Source organism: Pseudoalteromonas sp. PA2MD11 (assembly GCF_017808125.1).
Taxonomy (GTDB): Bacteria; Pseudomonadota; Gammaproteobacteria; order Enterobacterales; family Alteromonadaceae; genus Pseudoalteromonas; species Pseudoalteromonas simplex.
On record NZ_JADKNF010000002.1, the window covers coordinates 56,359 to 76,024 of the forward strand.

Consider the following 19,666-nt stretch of genomic DNA (forward strand, 5'->3'; position numbering starts at 1 on the left):
AGCTTAAAATGATTTCATCGAAAAGGCTGTTTATTAGCTGTAAAAGAGTTAGAATTTACCTGACTCCACGCTAATAAATGGCTGTACAAATATTCTACTAATCGATAAGTAGTATAGATTAAGGAACATACAATGACACGAAATGAAGGGCAAGCCTCGGTTATCTTAGATAATGTCTGTAAGCTGATCCAGAAAAAAGTTCACGCTGATAATGTGTTACTCGTTGAGAAATTCGCCAAAGCCTTGTACAGCAATATGTCTAAAGAGGATTTGGCTCATCGCAACGATAGTGACTTATATGGCGCTGCACTAAGCCTATGGAACTCGCTAGAAAAAAATAATTCTGATGACGCGGTTGTCCGTGTTTTCAATCCTGAAGTGGCAAAAGATGGCTGGCAGTCATCGCACACCATTGTTGAAATCATCGCGAAAGACATGCCTTTCCTCGTTGATTCTGTGCGTATGGCCATGACCCGCGCAAACATCGCTTCTCACTTATTACTTCACTCTCCGCTGAAAATCCAACGTGATAAAAATGCTAAAATCACCGGTATTTCAAGCTTAAAAGCAGAGCAAGAATCAACGTCGACAAAAACTGTGTTCTTTATCGAGATTGATCGTCAAACAGATGCAAAAGTAATTGAGTCTTTCAAAAAAGAACTTGAGTCTGTGTTAGTTGACGTATCTATCGCTGTAGAAGATTGGCAGCCAATTCGTGAAAAGCTTATTGCGGTAACGAAAGACTTACCAAAACGCCACCATAACAATAACGAAAGCGAAGTTGCAGAAACGGTAGAGTTTTTAGATTGGTTAGCTAAAGATAACTTTACGCTAATGGGTTACCGTGAGTATGAACTTTCGCCAGTGCAGGGTGATTACCAGTTAAAAGGTAAAAAAGGTACCAGCCTTGGTCTTATGAAAAACACAGACGAAGAGCATAGCCGTTTACTTTCTGAGTTACCTGAAGTAGCGCGCCAAGAAGCCCGTAGCAGCAACTTATTAATTTTAACGAAAACAAATTCAGTGTCACGTGTACATCGTCCAGCGTATATCGATTATGTAGGTATTAAGCGTTTTGATGATGAGGGCAATGTAATTGGTGAAGACCGTTTCCTTGGTTTATTCTCATCAAGCTTTTACAACAACAGCGCCGCTGATGTACCTGTACTGAAAAGTAAGATTAACCGCATTATGGAAATGTGTGACTTTGCAAAAGGCACCCATGCATACAAAGCGGTATTAAATATTTTAGAAACGTATCCACGTGATGAACTTGTGCAAGCACGTGAAGCTGAACTACTTGAAGTTGCCATGGGCGTATTACAAGTACAAGAGCGTGATATGTGCCGTATTTTTGTGCGTAAAGACGCATATGGCCGTTTCTTCTCTTGCATGGTTTATGTACCGCGTGAACGCTATAACACAGCACTACGTCGTGAAACGCAACGTATCTTAGCCAATGCATTTAATTCTGACGATAAAGTCGAATTTACTACTTTCTTCTCTGAGTCAACATTAGCCCGTACACATTACACGGTGCGTGTGACTGACAATAATATTGAATATAACGTGAAAGACATCGAAAACAACCTAATTGAAGCAGCCCGTACTTGGGAAGATAGACTCCAATCTGCACTACTTGAAAGCGCAGGTGAAGCACGCGGTAAAGAATTAAACCGTAAATATGCACAAGCGTTTGCAAGTGCGTATAAAGATCAGGTTTTACCTAGTGCAGCGGTTGTTGATATTGAAAAGCTAGAACTTCTGAATGACGAGAACAAACTAGAAATGTTGTTCTACCGTCCACAAGAAGAAGCAAACACTAATGTTGTTCGTTTAAGCTTATTCCATAAAGATGAGCCAATCCACCTGTCTGACGTTATGCCAATGTTAGAAAACTTTGGTTTACGCGTAGTTGGTGAAACACCTTACTCAGTGAAAACGACTGACGGTAAAGTTAATTGGATCATGGATTTCACCATGCTAATTGACAACAAGGGCATTGCTGATTTTGATAAAGTGTCAGCGCGTTTCCGTGCAGCGTTAACGAACGTGTGGAATAACCGTTTAGAAAATGATGGTTTCAACCGTTTAGTATTAATGGGTGGCTTAACAGGTCGTGAAGCGTCTATTCTTCGTGCCTACGCTAAATACATGCGTCAAATTGGTGTAACTTTCTCACAAACTTACATCGAAAGCACATTTGCAAATTACCCACACATTGCATCGCAAATTGTTAACTTATTCACTAAAAAGTTCTCAGTTAAGAACCCAGGTAGTGAGAAGACACTTGAGAAGCTAGTTGCACAAGTTAATCTTGAACTAGAAAACGTAGCAAACCTAGATGATGACCGTATCATCCGTTTATACGTTGATATGATCAATGCAACTCTTAGAACGAACTTCTTCCAAAAAGAAGCGGATGGCCAATTTAAGTCATACGTATCGTTCAAAGTTCAGCCTTCTATGATCCCAGAAATGCCATTACCACTGCCTGCGTTTGAGATCTTTGTATACTCGCCGCGCGTTGAAGGTGTGCATTTACGTGGTGGTAAAGTTGCTCGTGGTGGTTTACGTTGGTCTGACCGTCGTGAAGACTTCCGTACTGAAGTACTGGGTCTTGTTAAAGCACAACAAGTTAAAAACACGGTTATCGTGCCAGTCGGTTCAAAAGGTGGTTTCGTATGTAAACAGCTACCGACAGACCGTGAAGCATTCTTCAAAGAAGGCCAAGAGTGCTACAAGATTTTCATCCGTGGTTTATTAGATATCACAGATAACATTGAACGTGGTGAGATTGTGCCACCAGTTGATGTTGTTCGTCATGATGAAGATGACCCGTATTTAGTTGTTGCTGCCGATAAGGGTACTGCGACTTTCTCTGATATCGCAAACGGCATCGCAAATGAATATAACTTCTGGCTAGGTGATGCATTCGCATCAGGTGGCTCAGTAGGTTACGACCACAAGAAAATGGGTATCACTGCTAAAGGTGCGTGGGAATCTGTTAAACGTCATTTCCGTGAAATGGATATTGACTGTCAAACAACTGATTTCACTGTTGTAGCAATCGGCGATATGGCGGGTGACGTATTTGGTAATGGTATGTTGCTTTCTAAGCACATTCGCTTACAAGTAGCGTTTAACCACATGCATATCTTTGTTGATCCAAACCCAGATGCAGCGACATCTTACCCAGAGCGTGAGCGTTTATTTAATCTACCGCGTTCTTCTTGGGAAGATTACAACAAAGACCTTATTTCACAAGGTGGTGGCATTTTCTCTCGTGCGGCTAAATCAATTAGCTTAAGCCCAGAAATTAAGAAAATGCTTGGTACTAAGAAAGCAAGCATGACACCTAACGAGTTAATCAAAGCGGCTCTAATGATGGAGTTTGATTTACTTTGGAATGGTGGTATCGGTACTTACATCAAGAACTCTAAAGAGACTGATGCTGATGTGGGTGACCGCGCGAATGATGCGCTACGTATTAACGGTTCTGAGCTTGGTGCGAAGATCTTAGGTGAGGGCGGTAACTTAGGTGCAACTCAATTAGGTCGTATCGAATTTGCTGCTAAAGGCGGTCGCGTTAACACTGACTTCATCGATAACGTAGGTGGTGTTGCGTGTTCAGATAACGAAGTAAACATCAAAATCTTACTTAATGGTCTAGTTGCTGAAGGTGACTTAACACGTAAACAGCGTGATGAGTTACTTTATTCAATGACTGATGAAGTGTCTGAGTTAGTATTAAAAGACTGTTATCGTCAAACGCATACCTTATCGATTACTCAATCAAAAGGTACATCAACGCTTAAAGAAAAAGTACGTTTCATCCATGCCCTTGAAAAAGATGGCAAGCTTAACCGTGCAATCGAGTTCATCCCAACGGATGAAGAACTTGCAGAGCGCGCAGCAGCGGGTAAAGATTTAACTCGTCCAGAGCTTTCTGTACTTGTTTCTTACGCGAAGATGGTTCTTAAAGAGTCTCTAGTGGTTGATGAAATCACTGAAAACCCTTACTACCGTCAGTTATTAGTTAAGTCGTTCCCAGTGCCACTTCGTGAGAAGTTCAACGATGCAATGGATAACCACCCACTTCGTAAAGAGATTATCGCAACGAAACTTGCAAATAACATCGTTAACGATATGGGTCTTAACTTCATGATTCGTATGCACGAAGAAACAGGTGCTAACGAAGCTGAAATCGCACTTTGCTACTCAATTGCAAAAGAAGTGTTCCAGATGCCAGAAACATGGTCATCAATTGTTGCACTTGATAATAAGATCCCAGCAGCTGTACAAACAGAAATGCTATATCAATTACGTCGTACGGTTCGTCGTGCAACACGTTGGTTCTTACGTCATCGCAATAAAGCTCAAACGATTGAGCAAGCAATTGAATTCTTTGCACCAACATTTGCTGATTTAAGTGAAAACTTAAACAGCTACATGGTTGAAAAAGAAAGCGATCGCCTAGTTAAAGCGGCTGAGAAGCTAATTGACAGCAATGTACCAAAAGCACTTGCAACACGTATTGTGTCACTATCAAGCCTATTCTCTGTAATGGACTTAGCTGAAATCGCAGATAATTCAGAGCGTAGTATTGATATGGTTTCTAATACCTACTTTAAGCTTGGTGCGCGTATGGGCTTACATTGGTTCCTTGACCAAATCACCAACCAACCAGTTGCAAACCACTGGCAAGCACTTGCTCGTGCTTCATACCGTGAAGAGTTGGATTGGCAACAACGCACATTATCAGCTGTGGTACTTAATAGCTTTGCTGCAGACAGCAAAGACATTGATGCACAAATTGATGAGTGGATGGATAACCAAGATCTACTATTACAACGTTGGAAGCAGATGCTATCTGAGTTCAAAACATCGCAAAGCCATGATTTTGCGAAATTCTCAGTGGCACTTCGTGAACTAATGTTGTTAAGCCACAACTGTGACACTTCCAAATAAGTGAAAAGTCGTTAAAATACATACCCCAGCTCGCTGGGGTATTTTTTTGCCCTTACTTTGCAATGGTCCGTTTATAAACGGCTACCTTGTTTATTTTTACCTAAGGAACAAACCATGTTTTATGATCTAGCTCGCCGTTTTATGTTTACCCGTGATGCGGAGTGGGCTCATGAATTTGCACTTAATAATTTACGCCGATTTGCTCATACGCCATTGAGTGCTGCGTGGTCTCAATCTGTCCCTAATAAACCCGTCAATTTTCTTGGTTTAGAGTTTAAAAACCCAGTAGGTTTAGCGGCAGGCTTAGATAAAAATGCCGAGTGTATTGATGCATTTTCGCAAATGGGTTTTGGTTTTGTTGAAGTAGGTACTGTTACACCACGTCCTCAAGCGGGTAATGACAAGCCACGTATTTTCCGCTTACCTGAATCAAATGCGATTATTAACCGCATGGGCTTTAACAATAAGGGCGTTGATAACCTAGTTAATAATGTTAAAGCGGCGAAATATGACGGTATTCTAGGTATTAATATTGGTAAAAATAAAGATACACCTAACGAGCAGGGTAAAGATGATTACATCCACTGTATGCGTAAAGTATTTGAGCATGCATCGTACATCACAGTAAATATTTCTTCACCGAATACCCCAGGTCTTCGTGACTTACAATATGGTGAAGCACTTGATGACTTATTGCAAAGCTTAAAGAATGAACAACTTGATCTAGTTGCTAAACATAACAAACAAGTTCCTATGTTGGTTAAGATCGCCCCTGATCTTGATGAAGTACAAATTGGCCAAGTTAGTGAGTCATTGATCAACAATAAGATCGATGGTGTTATTGCTACAAATACCACGCTTGAGCGCGCGATGGTACAAGGTCAACAATACGCAAACGAAGCGGGCGGTTTATCTGGCCAACCAGTACGTCAGCGTTCAACCCACGTGGTTAGTGAGCTTAAGCGTTTAACTGGTGGTAAGTTACCTATCATTGGTGTGGGTGGTATTGATGATGCGGATTCTGCAAAAGAGAAATTTGCAGCTGGTGCAGACCTTGTACAAGTTTATACTGGATTCATTTATAAAGGCCCAGAATTGGTAAAAACGATCCTAAATAGCTTATAAGGATCAGTTATCTAAGCAATTGATCATTAATAAAATGTTCTAAGAAATCATTTTATTAATGGTCTGCTTTAGTTATAATTTATGATTAAGCGCACAGTATTTATTCGTTAGGGAGGAGACATGTTACAAGCATCTAAGCAATGGAAATGGCTTGCTTGTGCGAAAAATAATCGTCTCTTGGTTGACCTTGACCAAGATATGCAACTGTGCACGCCTTACAAACTTCGCCAACTCACCGATGCAGTTTTACAAGAGCCTAACTTTAGCCTTGAAGACGCTGCATTTTATCAGCAAGTTTATCAATACCTCGAAACTTTCTCACTATGGAACCCTGCACAGCTTTGCCAAATCGCGCTAAATGCTACTGCGGTCAAATTTCATTTAAAGCCAGTACTTGCAAAAAGTTGGTTCTTTCATGAGTATCATGGTAGCCAGCCAAGTGTCGAAGCTGTAGTGAAGTTGTGCTCACAGGCACAAGAAGGTGAGTTTTTAATTGTTGACCACTCAAGCGAAGCCTCAGTGTGTATTAACCTAAGCCAACACTTTCAACTAGACGAAAACCTTTCTCTTGAACAGTTTGAGGCTATTAAGGTTTTAAATAACCGTATCCATCCTGTTTATATTCAACAAAAACAGTTCAAATCAGCCTAGGGCGTGTTGACCTTTGTGAATTAAAATTTGTTCACTCTATGGGCGATTTAATCGCGGCGCGAGATTTGTAACTTAGTGGGTTAAGTAAAAATCGAGCAACAAAGAGTTAATCGCCCCTAGGAAGAACCCGAAGGGCAGCGCGTGTTTGGCATTTATGCTGCGTTATCGCCTATTTATGGGAAACAATCACACTACATAGGCTCTGCCTTGCCAAAATACCAAACACACTGCTGCAAAATTAATCAAAAAAAGTCAACACGCCCTACTATCCCTGCAAATGTTGGCGTTTTTGTTCGCCAAGCTATGCTATAATCCTGCGCAATTAGCATTTAAGGGTTTTTACTTTGCAATTTATCGCACTTACTTCTATCGGAATAGAAAATTTACTTGTTGATGAGCTTACAGCACTCGGTGCCGAAGTCTCAAAACAAACCGTGGGCTCTGTACGTTTTGAAGCAGATAGCTTATTAGCACAAAAGATTTGTTTATCGAGCCGTTTTGCGACTCGTATCATGATGCTGATAGAAGAAAAAGAAGGCGTAAAAGACAAAGACAGCCTTTATCAATTTGCGCGCTTGCAGCCTTGGCAGGAATGGTTTGGCCCTAAACAAACCTTTGCTGTTGATTTTAGTGGTACAAATAACGACTTAAAAAATACGCAATTTTCAGGTCTAGTTGTAAAAGATGCGATTGTTGATTACTTCGCTGATTTGTTCGAACAACGTCCAGATGTTGATAAATACAATGCCAACGTTCGAGTTGTAGCAAGATTGAACCGTCAAGGTGTTGCGCTTTATATCGATTATTCTGGCCCGCGTTTATCTGAGCGTGGTTATCGTCAAGATCAAGGTAAAGCGCCGATTAAGGAGCATTTAGCTGCTGCTCTTGTAAAAAGAAGTGGTTGGCTTGAAAACGTACAACAACCTTTATTCGATCCATGTTGTGGTTCGGGTACCATTTTAATTGAAGCCGCAAGCATGGCTCGCAATGAAGCACCGGGCTTATTCCGTGAAGGTTTTGCCTTTGAGCGCCTGCCTAGTTTCCGTATTCAAAAGTACAAAGAATTAAAAGCAGAACTAACTGCACAAATTACAGATCCTAAACTTTGGCTTATTGGCCATGATATTGACGGAAGTGTGATTGCAAAAGCGCAAGAAAACGCAGAGCGTGCAGACCTTGCTAATGTGATTAAGTTTAAACAAAGCGATGCCACTAAGTTAACCTCCGTTGCGAAACTACCTGGTGTGGTGATTTCAAACTTACCTTATGGTGAACGTTTAGGCTCAATGGCTGAGCTGGTTAACTTACACCGTAGCTTAGGTGTTGGCTTCAAAAAGCACTTTAATCATTGGAAACTTGCTTTACTTGGCACTGACGAAAGCTTATTTAAGTTATTAAAGTTAGTTAAGTTAAAACGCTATAAGTTTAAAAATGGCCCGTTAGATGTTGTATTAAATCTTTACCAACTAGACGATAAACAAGTAGAACTTAGCAAAGAAGATAAGCCAGCTCTTAACTTTGAAAGTTCAACCGCCTTTGCAAACCGTTTAAAGAAAAATAAGCAAAATTTAAAGAACTGGTTAAAGCAAAATGAAGTGAGCTGCTACCGTGTTTATGATGCGGATATTCCAGAATATAACGTAGCTGTTGATGTATACGATGATTCAGCGGTTATTTTTGAATATGCTGCACCGAAAGAAATCGACGATAATACGGCTCAAAAACGTTTGCAAGATGTGATCAGCCTGACTGCAGAGCAGTTAAATATCGCACCAGAAAATATCGCAGTTAAAGTGCGTAAAAAACAAAAAGGTGAAGAACAATATACCAAGGTAGCAAAACAAAATCGTACTCAAGTCGTTGAAGAGTTTGGCGCTAAATTCAAAGTAAATCTATTTGATTATCTAGACACTGGTTTGTTCTTAGATCACCGTTTAGCTCGTCGTTATATCCAACAAAACGCACAAGGTAAACGTTTCTTAAACTTGTTTGCTTATACGGGCAGTGCATCTGTGCATGCTGCTGTGGGTGGTGCTAAAGCCATTACCACGGTTGATATGTCAAAAACCTACTTAAAGTGGGCGCAAGAAAACTTTGCCCTGAATGATATCAGCAATACACGTTATCGTTTTGAGCAAGCAGACTGCTTGAAGTGGCTTGAGTATGCACAAGGCCAATATGATTTAATTTTCTTAGATCCACCGACGTTCTCAAACTCAAAACGTATGAAAGATGCGTTTGATGTACAACGCGACCATATCAAACTACTTACCTGGGTTAAGAAAATTTTAAGCCCGAACGGTACGCTTATATTCTCAAACAATAAGCGTGGCTTTAGCATGGATGAAGTAGGGCTAATGGGTCTGGGTTTAAAAGCAGAAAACATTTCTGACAAGACTTTATCACCAGATTTTAAACGTAATAAGCAAATTCATAATAGCTGGCTTATTACTCATGGCTAATTTTACCCTGTACCACACTGATGGCTGTCATCTGTGTGAAATGGCCGATGAATTATTAATTGCTGCAAACGCTTCGTTTGTAGCAAAAGACATTATGGACAGTGAACAGCTGATTGAACTTTACCAAACCAGTATTCCGGTTGTGGAATCTCATCAAGGCGAGAAATTATTTTGGCCTTTTGATGCTGAGCAATTAGCGCAATTTATTGCTGATAATAAAGAATAAGAGTAGTAATCACGATGGATTTAATCAGAATAGCCAAAGCTCAACTCGCTTATGGTACGCATCCGCTACTAGATGATGCCGATGCCGTTATTGAGTCAGGAGAGCGTGTTTGTATCGTTGGTCGAAACGGTGCAGGTAAATCAACACTACTAAAAGTGCTTGATGGCCAAGTGACTTTGGATGATGGCGAAATCAACCAATTAGGCGGTATTCGCATTTCACGTTTAGAGCAAGATCCACCAAAAGGGGCGGCAGGCTCAGTATTTGATTATGTAGCGCAGGGTATGCCTGACATCGCTAACTTACTGATAGAATATCACCAAGTTAGTAATCAAATGCAAACAGACTATAACGATAAATTGCTCAACAAATTAGAGCGTTTATCTAATCAATTAGAAACTGTTGATGGCTGGCGCTTTGATACCCGTATTCAGCTCGTTTTATCTCGTTTAGAGCTAGACCCAGAAGCCAAGCTTGAATCATTATCAGGTGGTTGGTTACGTAAAGTTGCGCTTGCAAGAGCCTTGGTTAGTGAACCCGATTTACTGCTACTTGATGAGCCTACCAACCACTTAGATATGAGTAGTGTTATTTGGCTTGAGCAGTTTTTAAAAGAGTTTAAAGGCGGTATCGTTTTTATTTCTCACGACCGTGCATTCATTCGAGCAGTTGCAACCCGTATTCTTGACTTAGACCGTGGTAAGCTGGTTTCGTACCCTGGCGATTACGCGACGTACCTTGAGCAAAAAGCGCATGATTTAAAAGTAGAAGAAACACAAAACGCACTATTTGATAAACGCTTAGCAGAAGAAGAAGCGTGGATCCGCCAAGGTATTAAAGCACGTAGAACGCGTAATGAAGGCCGTGTGCGCGCTTTAAAAGAGTTACGTAAAGAGCGTAAGCAGCGTGTTGATCAGGTCGGTAAAACCGATTTCAATATTGAAACAGCGGAGCGTTCAGGTAAATTAGTATTCGAAGCGAAAAACATCTGTCATGCATTTAAAGATAAAGTGATCGCGAAGGATTTCTCGACCCTTGTTATGCGTGGCGATCGTGTTGGCCTTGTCGGACCCAATGGTATTGGCAAAACAACACTGCTTAAAATTTTATTTGGTGACTTAACACCAGATAGCGGCAGTGTTAAGCAAGGTGTTAATTTAGAGTTTGCTTATTTTGATCAGTATCGTCAAAAGCTTGATGAAGAAGCCACAGTACAAGATAACGTAGCTGAAGGTAAGCAAGAAGTGATGATGGGCGGGCGCTCACGTCATGTGCTTGGTTACTTACAAGACTTCTTATTTCCACCGGCAAGAGCGCGTACGCCAGTAAAAGCGCTATCAGGTGGTGAGAAAAACCGCTTATTATTAGCAAAGTTATTTTTAAAGCCATCTAACATTATTGTTCTCGATGAGCCAACCAATGACCTCGATATTGAAACTTTAGAGCTCTTAGAAGAGATCATCAACCAATATCAGGGCACCGTGCTGATTGTAAGCCATGACCGTGAATTTATTGATAATACCTGTAATTCTGTATGGGCATTTGAAGGTAACGGCAAGATAACCGACATTGTTGGTGGTTATAGCGACTATGAAGCCTATGCCGCTCATTTAGCTGAGCAAGAAAAACAACAACAGCAACAAATTAAGCAAGAAAAGCCGGCCGTTGTTAGCCAAGATAAAACACCAAAGAAAAGTAATAAACTCTCTTACAAATTAAAACTTGAATTAGAAGAATTACCCAGTAAAGTGGAACAACTTGAAAAAGCGTTAGACGCTCAGCAAGTTGTGGTTAATGACCCTGACTTTTTTAAGCAAGATGCTGCAATTACAACAGAAGCATTGAACCATTTAGCCGAGTTAGAGTCTGAGCTTGAAGTCGCTTTTGAGCGCTGGGAAGAACTCGAAGATTTAAAGAATCAGTAGTAAGGATTAAAATGAAATACAAATTACTCGCTGCCAGTATTTTAGCCACCCTAAGTACCTCAGCGATGAGCGCAACCTATAAATTAGAAGAATTAGGTGGGCTAGACGGAGCAAAACATAATTACGTAACAGATGTCAGTGAGAATGGTCATATTATAGGTATAGCCAATTCTCTTTATAGGTTACCAATTGATATCTCATATATTGATTTTACAGACTCTGCTATCAAAAATGCCTATGATGCTCGTGAATCATATTTTGAATCAATAGACAAAGAGATTACTTTTACATTAGATGATATTGAAAATAATGATGCAGTGAATACCAATGCTGATGCCCATCAGTTTATGATTGATTTTATTACAGACACTCAATCTAACCGTTTAACTAATTCAGAGTATCAGAAACTATCAAGTGTAGCTGCGACGATATACGGCTCCGAGGGTGTTTCGGAACAGGTATTATTCGATGAGCAATCACTAGATTATGATGGCTTAACGCGTTCAACTACGAACATCCTAAATGCAGTTAGTGATGATGGTGTTATGGTTGGTTGGGGGAGTGCCCCATATGAAAAAACATCGTTTACACAAACTGATGAAGATGAAGAGGAAACACATTTCTTAAGAGATTTTATTAGTCGTGCTATTGTAATTACAGAAGACGGTGTAAAAGTTGAACTTGCACCAGAGTTCGACGAGTACGGCGGTATTAGTACAGCAAATGATATTATCAAAACAACTAACGGCTATGAGGTTGTAGGTAGTGTTTCAATTGATATCGCAGTTGATCCTCTCGATGATATTACTGATAACTGTGATGGTGAAGATGAACCAGTCTCAGACTGTGTCGAAACATACAATCGAAGCTATACGGCGGGTATTTTTAACAAGCGTGCTGTTAAGTGGACGTTAGATAGCTCTTTAAACATCACTAATACAGAATTGTATGGTTTAGGTTTAACACCAGAAGATGATGAAGATTTCGCTTTTCGTAGCAACGCAATAACTCTGAACGACTCAGGTTTAATTGTGGGTACATCAGATGTTCGTTACAAAGACACCGATACTAGAATTACAATGCCAGTTATCTTTGAAAATGGTGAAGTAAAACAGTTTATAGACCAAGACGATGATTGGACTTCGGGACAAGCTTTAGCTGTAAATAATAATGATATTATTGTTGGTTATGCTGCTAAAAGAATTGACACAGCAACACGCACTAAGTTTTTTTATTATGATAAAAAAAGCGATAGTGTAGTTTTCCCATCCGATTATTTCTCTAGCTCTAGCTCAGTTGCAAACGATATTAATGATAACGGTATTATTGTTGGTGAAGGTGAAACAGATATCTATAACACCACTACTCGTCGTAGAGAAGGCTTTATTTATACGGTGGGTGATGATTCTATAGTTAATCTCAATGACTTGTTACCTTGTTATGAAGAAGATGGTGAGACTCGCTTTAAATATACGGTTGCTGAAGCGAAATCAATTAACAACAATAATGAAATCTTTGGTGTTGCGACTAAAACTGTTGAAAAGACAGATTCATTCGGTAATGTTGTAGTTGATGTTGATGGCAATATCGAATATGAAAGTATTGCTGTTGCTGTTAAGTTAACACCAATTGATGGCAGTGTTGAAGAATGTCCTGCAGAAGAGATTGAACAATACGAGCGTCAATCAGCAAGCTTCCCATGGTATGCTTTATTGCTATTACCATTTGCAGCTGCACGTCGCTTCTTTAAAAAGTAATCGTTTCGTAATCGAGACTTACTAATCAATATTAAAAACCCAGCTTTAAGCTGGGTTTTTTGTCTATACTGAAATCAGTTATTTTTTATGGCGATGTATCCATGCTTTTCGGACTGAGCGTTTCCAAAGCATGTCGGTAGCAAAATAACCGATGATAGCAGCAGCAGTAGCACAAATAAGTGAGCCAACTAAAAAGGCTGGGCCAATTGTTGTAAGGCTATCTATAAACCATTGCCAGCTTGGTTCAAATTGGAAGTGCTGTTGTGGCTGAGCAAGGGCAATCGTGCCTACAATATATGAACAATAGAAAATAGGAGGCATGGTTAGTGGGTTCGTGATCCACACGGTTGCAACAGAAATCGGTAAATTTACTCGAAATGGAATAGCCAGGGCGGCTGCAAGAACCATTTGAAAAGGAACAGGGATGAACGCAAAAAATAAACCAACCGCAAATGCACCACGTGCTGAGCGTCTATTTAAGTGCCATAAATTGGCATCATGCAATAAACGACCAAAAATTCTTAAATACTTGTGTTCTTTTACCTTGTTATGATCTGGTAAAAAGCGTTGGATCGTTTTCTTAGCCATTTAAAGCAACCATTTACATCTATTTGGTTATGCAGCGGCTTTGTCATAGGCTGTTTTTTCACCCTATATACATTTGGCACTGCGGCGTTTTATATAATGAGTTTTGCTGTATTGCTAGCAGGTGCCTATTTTAAGCCTTTTTTAACTCTATTGTCAGGGTTTATTTGCGCTATTTTGGTAGTGATTTTTCATTACTTCATCTTTTACTCAATCTCTGACTGCAAAATAGATTATCAACATAGCCGATTAGTTCGATTTCAGGTAGTTGAAACATACAGTGAACAAAGCCCTTACTACATTAAAGCAAGTCTGAAACATATTGAATCTTGCCCTACAAGCATCCGACCTGCTCCTAATGCAATGCTCAGCATTACTTCAGATAAACCAGTTACTAGTGGAGATGAATTAAGCGCAGTACTCAAACTTAAACCTTATCGGTCAGTAAAAAATTTCTACAGTTTTAATAGAGAACGGCAAGCATTATTTGAGCGAGTATTTTATAAAGGCCGAAGCGTAGGAGAGATAAGCTGTTTAAATCATCATCAATATGACTCCCTGCGTGTGAGTTACCGCACTTATATTGATAAAATTACGGCAAACACCCAATTACAATGGCTTTATTATGCGCTTTTAACCGGTGACAAAAGTAAAATAGGTTATGAAGATAAAAAGCACTTGCGTGAATTAGGATTGTCTCATCTACTTGCTATTTCGGGTCTTCATATCGGACTTATCTTCGCAGTCGGTTTTTATAGTAGTAAGTGGCTGCTAAGAGTGAGTCACTTTCGTGTTAGCCAATCAATTCAATTAAATAAGCTATTTGTTGTAATAGGGTTCAGTTGCTCGCTCGTTTATGTTTACTTAAGTGATTTTATAGTTTCTGCAAGCCGGGCGCTGCTAATGTTAGGCTGCTACCTTGTAATCTATAACTTAGGAAAAAACCCAGTGCGTTGGCGTTCAATTTTGTACGCCTTGAGTGTGGTGTTGTTTATAGACCCATTTACGCTGTTGAATCCTGGGCTCTATTTCAGTTTTTTGGCCGTTACGATCATCTTTCTACTGACTAAAAAAACAATTAATTTGTCACTTAGTTTTTTAAAGCGATTTGTACAGCTACTGCAAGTTCAATGCGCTTTATTTGTTGGTTTACTACCGCTATCCTTATATTACTTTTCAGGTACTAGCGTGATTGGTTTATTGATTAACCTTATTGCTGTGCCCTTGGTTGGTGTGCTGTTATTGCCTTTGTTGATTTTTTATAGTCTGATTTCTAGCCTACTGGATATTTCAGGTCTGTTATCACTTATCGACAGTGCCCTGTATTTTAGTTATCAACTATTGCTTTCTATCCCTAATGACTGGCGTTGGTTGTCGTTCAATGAGTTTAATTTCTCATTATTGATCATCAGTTACATAACACTTCTGCTGTTGTACTTTAGCCCTAATAAATATGTGTGTTTAATTCCTGTTTGTATATATGCCGTTGATAGCGAATTACAGCCAGAAGCTAAGTTTCAGTTGGATGTGTTTGATGTCGGGCATGGCTTAATGGTGATGGTAAGCAGCAAAAATAAAGCGATAATTTATGATTTAGGCCCACAGTATTTTGGCCGTTATGATTATGTACACCGCGTATTACTTAACAACATCAATAAACAGCAGCTATCTGTGATTGCCACCATAATAAGCCACTTAGATAACGATCATTCTGGCGGTTTAGCCAGTTGGAAAGAGGCTGGCTATCAACACACTTTAGCTACTTTTCATCCTCAGGGGGTGTTAAATAAGTGCAAAACAACCACCATCAAACTTGCTGAGCTTAATATCAGAAGTTTTACAGCAAAGGTAGAAAAAGCGAGTCGCAATGACCAATCTTGCTTATTAAAAGTAACAGGTTTTAATTATTCACTTTTACTAACTGGAGATATATCAGCAGCGGCAGAAGCTAAACTTGTTGAAGAGGAGGTGGATTTACGAGCGACTATTTTAATAAGCCCCCATCATGGCAGTAATACCTCGTCAAGTTATGAATTTATAGATGCAGTAAATCCTGAAGTAGTTATCCATTCATCTGCTTACCAAGGGCAATGGCACTTTCCGCATCCTGACGTTGTAAATCGTTATAACCAACACCATATACAGCAGTTATCGACGGCAAAGTATGGCCATATACGCATAAAATTTTATTCAGATACGTATCGCTTAGAATTTGCGCGAGAGCAGGAAAGTTATTGGTTCGAACAAGATTGACGTTTTGTTTTTACCCCCTAAAGGCTACAATAGTCGAAGTCTATGAATAAGAGAGTGTTATGGATCAAACTACATCCCAAATCTATAAGCGATTAATCAGTTATGTGGGTGATTATAAGTTAATCGCGTTTTTCGCCATTGTAGGCATGATTGGCTATTCAGCCATGGATGCATTGTTTATCAATTTAATGAAGCCCTTCATTGATGAAGGTTTAAATGATCGTAACACTGATGTTTTAACTTATGCACCATTTGTTGTGATTGCATTGGTATTAGGTCGTGGCATGTTTAACTATATGTCGTCGTACTGTTTAAGTTATGTTGGCTCTCAAGTTGTAAGAACGTTGCGCCAACAATTATTCGAACATATTTTACATCTGCCGGTGTCTTTTCATGATAAAAATTCAAATGGCGATTTAATCTCTAAAATCACCTTTGATACTGAGCAGGTTCAACAAGCCATTACTAAAGCCCTGTTAATTGTTGTTAGAGAAGGGGCCTTTGTTGTTTTCTTACTTTTCAATATGTTTTATACCAGCTGGAAGCTGTCACTGATATTTTTAGTTATTATTCCGCTGGTGGCCGTGATCGTTGCCTTTGTATCGAAACGTTTTCGTATGATTTCGAAAAAAATCCAATCAGCGATGGGCCAAGTAACTCGTAGCTCAGAGCAAATGCTTTCTGGTCATAAAGTGATACATGGCTTTGGTGGTCAACAACAAGAGATAACGCAGTTTTCGGCTATTAATAATCATAATCGCCAACAGCGCATTAAAATGGATGCAACCAAAGCGCTAAGTGTTTCTGTTATCCAAATATTAGCAGCAAGCGCGATGGCCGTGATTTTATGGGTTGTGTCTATGCCGTCAATGATTGATACCATCAGTTCAGGTGACTTCGTATTACTAATTTCATCAATGATGATGTTACTGCGTCCACTTAAGCAACTTTCAAACGTTAATAGCGATTTACAACGTGGTATTTCTGCAGCGCAAAGTATCTTTTTGGTACTTGATGAAGAAGTAGAAAAAGACACAGGCACCTACAGCGTTGATAAAGTAACTGGGAAAATTGAAGTGAACAATGTGACCTTTAAATACCCAACGAAAGATGAGCCTGTATTAAAGAATTTATCACTTTCGATTAATGCCGGCGAAAGCATCGCATTAGTGGGCCGTTCCGGCTCAGGTAAATCGACCATCTCAAATTTATTGCCGCGTTATTATGAGCTTGAAGGTGACAGTGAAATTTTGCTTGATGGCGTCAACATCGCTGATTACAAATTGACAGACTTACGTAAGCAATTTGCACTCGTTTCACAGCAAGTGGTTTTATTTAACGACACCATCACGAATAACATTTGCTATGGCCTCGACCGCGAATTAACAAACGAGGAGTTAATGGCTGTTGCCAAGCAAGCCCATGTTTGGGAGTTTGTTAAAGACTTACCAGAAGGTTTAGATACCATGGTGGGTGAAAATGGCGTTATGTTATCAGGCGGCCAGCGTCAGCGAATAGCCATTGCTCGTGCAATATTAAAAGATGCCCCTATTTTGATTCTTGATGAAGCGACATCTGCACTTGATACTGAATCTGAAAAACTGATTCAGCAAGCACTTGATAGCTTGATGAAAGAAAAAACATCGATTGTGATAGCACACCGTTTATCAACAATAGAAAACAGTGATTGCATTTATGTTATCGACCATGGTCAAGTTATCGAAAAGGGCACGCATAGCGAACTACTAGAAAAAGACGGTACCTATAGTGCCTTATGTAAAATGCAGTTTGGTGAGCAGTAGTGAGTTTTATTGAAAAAAGCTGGTATAAAAAACCAGGTTTAGTCAGTGTTCTGCTGTTACCTTTCAGTGTGCTTTTTTGGCTTATCTCAACACTTCGCGCTTTGTTTTATAAGCTTAATATACTAAAAGCATTTAAAGCGCATGTTCCGGTTATTGTGGTTGGTAACATTAGTGTGGGTGGTAACGGCAAAACGCCATTTGTTATTTGGCTTGCTGAGTACTTACAGCAGCAAGGTTTAAAAGTGGCTGTGATCAGCCGTGGCTATGGTGGTCAGTCTGATTCGTATCCTTTGTTAGTGACTGAACAAACGACGACAATGCAAGCGGGTGACGAACCTGTACTTATTAAGCGCCGCCTAGGTTGTGTTGTAATGGTTGGCCCTGACCGACAAGCCAGTATAAAAAAATTAGAGCAGCAGGATATCGATGTCATTATTTCTGATGATGGCATGCAGCATTATAAAATGGCGCGTGATATCGAATGCTGTATTGTTGATAGTGAACGCCAATTTGGTAACGGTTTATTAATGCCTGCAGGTCCACTTCGTGAAACCAAAGCGCGCTTAAAATCGGTTGATTTAGTCATAGAAAATGGTGGCAACGCACAAAGCCGCTATGATTTAGCATCAAGCCCATTTCGAACTGTGAGTAATTCAGAACTCGCCAATTCAGTTCAAGATAAAGGCCATGCGGTCAGTGCTATTGGTAACCCCAAACGCTTTGAAATAAGTCTTGAGCAGCAAGGCATTAACTTACTATCGACTCATCATTTTCGTGATCATTATGCCTACCAAGCAAATGACTTTAGCGATTTTGCAGATGACGCTGTATTTATGACAGAAAAAGATGCAGTTAAATGCTTTAGTTTTGCTAAACCAAATTGGTATTATTTACCTGTTGATGCAAAGCCAACAGCAGCAGTTATCGAAAAACTTAATTTATTATTAAAACAAAAAGGGATCCTCAATGGCCTTTGATACAAAATTACTTGAAATTATCGCTTGCCCAGTGTGTAAAGGTAAATTACGTCTTGATAAAGAGAATCAAGAGCTTATCAGTACTGCTGCGAAATTAGCGTACCCAATCAAAGACGATATCCCGGTGCTTTTAGAAAATGAAGCCCGTGAATTAAGCCAAGAAGAGGTTGATAAGTGGAATTCGTAGTCGTTATCCCAGCTCGCTACGCATCGACGCGTTTACCAGGTAAACCACTTGCTGATATTTGTGGTAAACCAATGATCCAACATGTTTATGAAAAAGCAGTTGCGTCAGGTGCATCACAAGTTTATGTAGCGACTGATCATCAAACAGTGTTTGATGCAGTAAAGAAGTTTACTGATAATGTATTGATGACACGAGAAGATCACCAATCAGGCACAGAACGTTTAGCTGAGGTTGTTGAACAGTTAAAACTTGAAAGTGACACTATTGTTGTCAACGTGCAAGGTGATGAGCCTTTATTGGCAAGCGAAAATGTATCTCAAGTTGCCATGCTACTTGCTGATTCTGATGCGCCAATGGCGACTTTGAGCACCAGCATTGATGAGATTGACGATATATTTAATCCCAATTGCGTGAAAGTCATTAACGATGCAGACAACAACGCACTGTATTTTTCACGCTCGCCTATCCCTTATCACCGTGATGCGATGATGAATGATGAGCGAGATAAGCTAAATCTTGCTGATTTTGCGCGCCACATTGGTATTTATGCTTATCGTGCTGGCTTTATTAAGGACTACATCGAATTACCAGAATCTCGATTAGAGCTTTTAGAGTCATTAGAGCAGCTTCGCGTACTTTATCATGGTCACAAAATTAAAATCGCAAAAGCTCTGTGTGCGCCGCAAGCAGGCGTAGATACCCCTGAAGACTTAGCGCGCGTTATTGCAGTGCTTGGCAACTAAAA

Annotated in this window: 13 protein-coding genes; 12 read left to right on the forward strand and 1 reads right to left on the reverse strand. The window is 39.9% G+C overall.

Annotated features, from left to right (window positions below; genetic code table 11):
• Positions 1-132: 132 nt before the first annotated feature.
• From ISP07_RS02970 to ISP07_RS03000, 7 genes are all read left to right on the forward strand, one after another.
• Positions 133-4,971: an NAD-glutamate dehydrogenase gene (locus ISP07_RS02970; RefSeq protein WP_209326748.1), complete on the forward strand. Its 4,839-nt coding sequence runs from the start codon at positions 133-135 to the stop codon at positions 4,969-4,971.
• Between the two features lie 114 nt (positions 4,972-5,085).
• Positions 5,086-6,096, forward strand: a complete 1,011-nt coding sequence (pyrD, locus tag ISP07_RS02975; RefSeq protein WP_209326749.1) for a quinone-dependent dihydroorotate dehydrogenase — start codon at positions 5,086-5,088, stop codon at positions 6,094-6,096.
• Positions 6,097-6,216: 120 nt separating this feature from the next.
• Positions 6,217-6,747, forward strand: a complete 531-nt coding sequence (locus ISP07_RS02980; protein ID WP_138600650.1) for a cell division protein ZapC domain-containing protein — start codon at positions 6,217-6,219, stop codon at positions 6,745-6,747.
• 344 nt (positions 6,748-7,091) lie between these two features.
• The gene (rlmKL, locus tag ISP07_RS02985) at positions 7,092-9,209 is read left to right on the forward strand and encodes a bifunctional 23S rRNA (guanine(2069)-N(7))-methyltransferase RlmK/23S rRNA (guanine(2445)-N(2))-methyltransferase RlmL (protein WP_209326750.1); all 2,118 of its coding nucleotides are present in this window, start codon (positions 7,092-7,094) and stop codon (positions 9,207-9,209) included.
• The gene (locus ISP07_RS02990; RefSeq protein ID WP_054551385.1) at positions 9,202-9,435 is read left to right on the forward strand and encodes a glutaredoxin family protein; all 234 of its coding nucleotides are present in this window, start codon (positions 9,202-9,204) and stop codon (positions 9,433-9,435) included. Before rlmKL ends, ISP07_RS02990 begins: the two co-directional genes overlap by 8 nt.
• A gap of 14 nt (positions 9,436-9,449) precedes the next feature.
• Entirely contained in the window at positions 9,450-11,360 is a 1,911-nt protein-coding gene (locus ISP07_RS02995) for an ABC transporter ATP-binding protein (protein WP_199529675.1), read from the forward strand.
• 11 nt (positions 11,361-11,371) lie between these two features.
• On the forward strand, positions 11,372-13,117 hold the full coding sequence (locus ISP07_RS03000; RefSeq protein ID WP_194441518.1) for a DUF3466 family protein: 1,746 nt from the start codon (positions 11,372-11,374) through the stop codon (positions 13,115-13,117).
• Between the two features lie 78 nt (positions 13,118-13,195).
• Here ISP07_RS03000 and ISP07_RS03005 read toward each other — a convergent pair whose 3' ends face one another.
• On the reverse strand, positions 13,196-13,705 hold the full coding sequence (locus ISP07_RS03005) for a DUF2062 domain-containing protein (protein WP_054551382.1): 510 nt from the start codon (positions 13,703-13,705) through the stop codon (positions 13,196-13,198).
• A 96-nt stretch (positions 13,706-13,801) separates the two neighbouring features.
• Here ISP07_RS03005 and ISP07_RS03010 point away from each other — a divergent pair, with 96 nt between their 5' ends.
• The 5 genes from ISP07_RS03010 to kdsB are packed head-to-tail and all read left to right on the forward strand — an operon-like array spanning position 13,802 to position 19,664.
• Positions 13,802-15,955, forward strand: a complete 2,154-nt coding sequence (locus ISP07_RS03010; RefSeq protein WP_209326751.1) for a DNA internalization-related competence protein ComEC/Rec2 — start codon at positions 13,802-13,804, stop codon at positions 15,953-15,955.
• A 59-nt stretch (positions 15,956-16,014) separates the two neighbouring features.
• Positions 16,015-17,757, forward strand: coding sequence for a lipid A export permease/ATP-binding protein MsbA (msbA, locus tag ISP07_RS03015; RefSeq protein WP_209326752.1), 1,743 nt, complete (start codon positions 16,015-16,017; stop codon positions 17,755-17,757).
• Positions 17,757-18,734, forward strand: coding sequence for a tetraacyldisaccharide 4'-kinase (lpxK, locus tag ISP07_RS03020; RefSeq protein WP_209326753.1), 978 nt, complete (start codon positions 17,757-17,759; stop codon positions 18,732-18,734). The genes msbA and lpxK overlap by 1 nt, the downstream gene beginning before the upstream one ends.
• Positions 18,724-18,921 carry a Trm112 family protein gene (locus tag ISP07_RS03025; RefSeq protein ID WP_036968654.1) on the forward strand — a complete coding sequence of 66 codons (198 nt, stop codon included), beginning with the start codon at positions 18,724-18,726 and terminating at the stop codon, positions 18,919-18,921. The genes lpxK and ISP07_RS03025 overlap by 11 nt, the downstream gene beginning before the upstream one ends.
• Entirely contained in the window at positions 18,909-19,664 is a 756-nt protein-coding gene (gene kdsB / locus ISP07_RS03030) for a 3-deoxy-manno-octulosonate cytidylyltransferase (protein WP_209326754.1), read from the forward strand. Before ISP07_RS03025 ends, kdsB begins: the two co-directional genes overlap by 13 nt.
• The last annotated feature ends 2 nt before the right edge of the window (positions 19,665-19,666 follow it).

Excerpts from the sequence above, each read along its gene's own strand:
- ISP07_RS03010 (WP_209326751.1), top strand. The coding sequence starts at position 13,802 with ATGAGTTTTGCTGTATTGCTAGCAGGTGCCTATTTTAAGCCTTTTTTA.
- ISP07_RS02995 (WP_199529675.1), top strand. The coding sequence starts at position 9,450 with ATGGATTTAATCAGAATAGCCAAAGCTCAACTCGCTTATGGTACGCAT.
- ISP07_RS03025 (WP_036968654.1), top strand. The coding sequence starts at position 18,724 with ATGGCCTTTGATACAAAATTACTTGAAATTATCGCTTGCCCAGTGTGT.
- ISP07_RS03000 (WP_194441518.1), top strand. The coding sequence starts at position 11,372 with ATGAAATACAAATTACTCGCTGCCAGTATTTTAGCCACCCTAAGTACC.
- msbA (WP_209326752.1), top strand. The coding sequence starts at position 16,015 with ATGGATCAAACTACATCCCAAATCTATAAGCGATTAATCAGTTATGTG.
- ISP07_RS02990 (WP_054551385.1), top strand. The coding sequence starts at position 9,202 with ATGGCTAATTTTACCCTGTACCACACTGATGGCTGTCATCTGTGTGAA.
- ISP07_RS02970 (WP_209326748.1), top strand. The coding sequence starts at position 133 with ATGACACGAAATGAAGGGCAAGCCTCGGTTATCTTAGATAATGTCTGT.
- ISP07_RS02980 (WP_138600650.1), top strand. The coding sequence starts at position 6,217 with ATGTTACAAGCATCTAAGCAATGGAAATGGCTTGCTTGTGCGAAAAAT.
- ISP07_RS03005 (WP_054551382.1), bottom strand. The coding sequence starts at position 13,705 with ATGGCTAAGAAAACGATCCAACGCTTTTTACCAGATCATAACAAGGTA.
- pyrD (WP_209326749.1), top strand. The coding sequence starts at position 5,086 with ATGTTTTATGATCTAGCTCGCCGTTTTATGTTTACCCGTGATGCGGAG.